This window comes from Methyloceanibacter marginalis (assembly GCF_001723295.1).
GTDB classification, from domain to species: Bacteria; Pseudomonadota; Alphaproteobacteria; order Rhizobiales; family Methyloligellaceae; genus Methyloceanibacter; species Methyloceanibacter marginalis.
In genome coordinates, this window is record NZ_LPWD01000303.1 from 1 (window position 1) to 3,765 (window position 3,765).

Below are 3,765 nucleotides of genomic sequence, written 5' to 3' on the forward strand. Positions count from 1 at the left end.
CTTCTCGGCTGGCGTCTGCACCAGCTCCAGATCCTGGCTCGTCCGATTATCGCCTCTTGTCCGACGAAACCGGATGATGATGCAGCTGGTGGCGCCTGCACGCGGCTCCATCTACGATCGTTTCGGCGCGCTCATCGCCGAGGACAAAGAGAATCTGCGCCTTCTGGTGCTGCCCGCCTTCTGCAAGAGCCTGCCCGGCACGCTGGATGCGCTCTCCAAGATCGTTCCGGTTTCGGGCGCCACGCGCGACCGCGTCATGCGCGCGGCGCGCCGCCAGAGCGGCTATTATCCCATCCTCATCGCGGAAGGACTGACCTGGCGCCAATTTGCGCTCCTCAACGTGCTCGCTCCGCAGCTTCCCGGCATGCGCGCCGACCGCTCCGCCTATCGCAAATACTACCACTCCCGGCCCATGGCCCATCTCGTGGGCTATGTGGGCATGGCCGGCAAGGAAGAGGTCGATCTCGATCCGGTCATGCGGCTGCCGGGCTTCCGCACCGGGCGCACCGGCGTCGAAAAGACTTTCGACCGGGAACTCCGTGGCAGCCCGGGCAGCGTCAAATACGAAGTCGATTCCCGCGGCCGCGTGGTTCGCGAATTGGGATCGAAGCCGAGCAGCCGCGGCCGGGACCTGGTCCTGAGCATCGATCATCATCTGCAGACCGTGGCGCTGGACCGCATCAAGGAGCACCGGGTGGCTTCGGTGGTGGTGCTCGACGTCGTGACCGGCGGCATCCTCGCCATGGCGTCGACCCCGACCTTCGATCCCAACGATGTCGCGTTCGATGTGAACCTGGAACGTTGGCGGGAGCTCAGCCGGAATCCCGATCACCCTCTGAACAATCGCGCCATCCGCGGGCAATACCCGCCTGGCTCGACCTTCAAGGTGGTAACGGCGCTTGCGGGCTTGCACGCCGGGGTGATCGACGGGCATGAGACCATGAGCTGTCCCGGTGGCTATTCGGTCGGCCGCAAGCGTTTCCGCTGCTGGAAGGCTCATGGCGGCGGCATCAACGTGCACGAGGCCATCAAGCAGTCCTGCGACACCTATTTCTACGAGACGGCGAAACGCATGGGCATCGACCATCTCGCCATGGTCGCGCGCCATCTCGGTCTCGGCCGGATCTATGATTGCGGTCTCCCGGGGCAGAGTGCGGGCATCATTCCCGATCAGGCGTGGAAGCGCGCCAATCTCATGGAGGCTTGGTACACCGGCGAGACGGTGATCGCCGGCATCGGCCAGGGCTTCGTCTCGACCACGCCGCTGCAGCTCGCCGTCATGTCGCGCGCGTGGCCACGGGCCGCGCCGTGCTGCCCAAGCTGATCCTATCGCCAGGAGAGACCGAGCCCTGGCCCTTGCTGAGCCTCGACCCGGCGCATCTCGATATGGTCCGAAGCGGCATGATCGGCGTGGTGAACGAGCCGGGAGGCACGGCGCGCCGTTCGGCCTTGCAGATTCCGAACATGCTGATGGCCGGCAAGACCGGCACATCACAGGTGGTCAGCTTCCAAAACGAGCACAAGCTCTCCGCCTACGAGCGCGAGACGCATGCGCTGTTCATCGCCTATGCCCCGGCGGACGCGCCGCGCTACGCCGCGGCCTGTGTGGTCGAGCATGGCGGTGGCGGCTCGGCTGCGGCCGCGCCCGTGGTGCGCGATGTCGTCACCGAGGCCTTACTGCGCGATCCGGCCGGACGTCCCACCTTCGTCGCGAACAGCGATGCGCCGCCTGCGGCCGTCGCGGCGGTGGAGCCTGTGCGATGAAGCTGCTCTTCGCCGAGGCCCCGGCGCCAAAACTCAATCTGAGCAAGAAACTCCTCCTGCTCAACTGGCCATTCATTTTGCTGATTACGGGCATCGTTTTGGTGGGGGCGGCATCGCTCTACTCGGTGGCGGGCGGTTCACTCGATCCTTGGGCCAGCCGCCACGTGGTTCGGTTCTGTTTCGGCTTGGCGCTGCTCTTCGCCGTGGCGTTCTCCGACATCCGCTTGTGGCTACGCGGCGCGTATCCGCTCTACCTGGCGGCGCTGCTCCTGATGATCTTGGTGCCGTTCATCGGCGTCGAGAGCGGGGGCGCCCGGCGCTGGCTTGGCTATGGCGAGCTCAGCTTCCAACCCTCGGAGATGATGAAGATCACGCTGGTCCTGGCGCTCGCCCGATACTATCAGTGGCTGCCGCCCGAGAAGATCTGGCGCCCCGACGCGCTTCTGCCGCCGGTCCTGATGATCGCTCTCCCGATCTTGCTCGCACTCGCGCAGCCCGACCTGGGCACCGCGGCCCTGTTCGCCATCATTGGCGGCGGGCTGCTGTTTCTGGCCGGCGTCAGCTGGTTCTATTTCGGCGCGGTCATCGTCGGCGTTGTGGTGGCGCTGCCCCATGCCTGGGAGAAGCTGCACGACTATCAGCGAGAGCGGGTGCTGACCTTCATCGACCCCGAGCGCGATCCGCTCGGCTCCGGCTACCATATCCTCCAGTCGAAGATCGCTATCGGGTCGGGCGGGCTTGCCGGAAAAGGCTATATGCAAGGCACGCAAGCCCAGCTCAACTTCCTGCCCGAGAAGCACACCGATTTCATCTTCACCATGTTCGCCGAGGAGATGGGCTTTGTCGGCGCCGTGGTGTTGCTCGCCCTTTACTTGCTGGCGCTGCTGTTCATCACCTATATGGCGCTGCGCTGCCGGAGCATCTTCGCCAAGCTGCTCGCCGCAGCGTCGGGCTCACGCTTTTTGGCCTATGTGTTCATCAACGTCGCCATGGTCACGGGGCTGGTGCCGGTGGTCGGCGTGCCACTGCCGCTCGTCTCCTATGGCGGCACCTCGATGCTGACCATGATCATCGGGCTCGGCTTTGTCCTCAACGCCCATATCAATCGCAACGTCACCTTCCGCCGGTCGGAAGTGCGGGCTCTATGGTAAGGCGGCGGCTAGCCATTTTGGCGCAAAGGCAAACTGGACAGGTCAACCGGGGCAGTGCTAAGGGGAGCACCCTTGGAGCGCCGAACGCTCCAGACCAGATGGGCCTCTCTCGGGGAGGGTACTTCTGAGGGCGCATAGCTCAGTTGGTAGAGCAGCTGACTCTTAATCAGCGGGTCCACGGTTCGAGTCCGTGTGCGCCCACCAGTCTTTTCAAAGACTTAGAGGCATAGAAGCGAAGCCGCTTCCCTCCGTAGGTAACCCACTAGGTAACACCGGAGGTTTCCATGCTTGAAAAAATCCCAACTCCTTATTCGCCTGCTGCTGCCGACGCAGCCGACCGGCTCAGGCTGATCGCGTGCGATCTGCGTTTGATTGATCTCGCCATGACGAACACGCGCGGGAACGGATTCGAACTAAACGAAGACGAGTTTCAGGCGGTCTTGATGCACCTCCGTCGTCTGATCTCCGACGCGGAAACTCTCAAGGACGACATTCTCACAGCAGATCGGAAAAAGTAGGAACGTCCCGGCCGGGGCCTCACCTCCCTGACTCGCACTAGAGGCCGTCGCACCACCCAGTGCGGCGGCCTCGACTTTCACTCAGCATCTTCGGGTTCATTCCCTGCAGGCCTGTCTCCAAGCTCCACAATCGTCTCACAATCCGGGCAGCGATAGCGGTTCTTCGATTCCTCGAAGAGCATTTCTCCCTGGCAAAATGGACAGTTATACGGTTGGACTCTTGGCATCGACGCAAGAAGAGGCCCCGCAGGTGGCGGGGCCAGAGTAGGGTCTCATGACACACATGACACGGGGCTACGCAAGCACCCCGATGAGGAACTTTAGCCCAGCGG

General features: G+C 63.5%; 4 protein-coding genes and 1 tRNA gene. All 5 read left to right on the plus strand.

Annotated features, from left to right (window positions below):
- The first annotated feature begins 73 nt into the window (after nt 1–73).
- The 5 genes from mrdA to AUC71_RS11325 all read left to right on the plus strand — a co-directional run bounded on the left by mrdA (nt 74) and on the right by AUC71_RS11325 (nt 3,433).
- Complete coding sequence (gene mrdA / locus AUC71_RS11305; RefSeq protein WP_069624349.1) at nt 74–1,324, plus strand: penicillin-binding protein 2; 1,251 nt, start codon at nt 74–76, stop codon at nt 1,322–1,324.
- A complete protein-coding gene (locus AUC71_RS21985; protein ID WP_069624350.1) occupies nt 1,291–1,764 on the plus strand; it encodes a penicillin-binding transpeptidase domain-containing protein in 474 nt (157 codons plus the stop codon). Before mrdA ends, AUC71_RS21985 begins: the two co-directional genes overlap by 34 nt.
- Nucleotides 1,761–2,915 carry a rod shape-determining protein RodA gene (gene rodA, locus AUC71_RS11315; RefSeq protein ID WP_069624351.1) on the plus strand — a complete coding sequence of 385 codons (1,155 nt, stop codon included), beginning with the start codon at nt 1,761–1,763 and terminating at the stop codon, nt 2,913–2,915. Before AUC71_RS21985 ends, rodA begins: the two co-directional genes overlap by 4 nt.
- A gap of 128 nt (nt 2,916–3,043) precedes the next feature.
- Nucleotides 3,044–3,119 (plus strand) — tRNA-Lys (locus AUC71_RS11320).
- 80 nt (nt 3,120–3,199) lie between these two features.
- Entirely contained in the window at nt 3,200–3,433 is a 234-nt protein-coding gene (locus tag AUC71_RS11325; RefSeq protein ID WP_069624352.1) for a hypothetical protein, read from the plus strand.
- Nucleotides 3,434–3,765 lie beyond the last annotated feature (332 nt).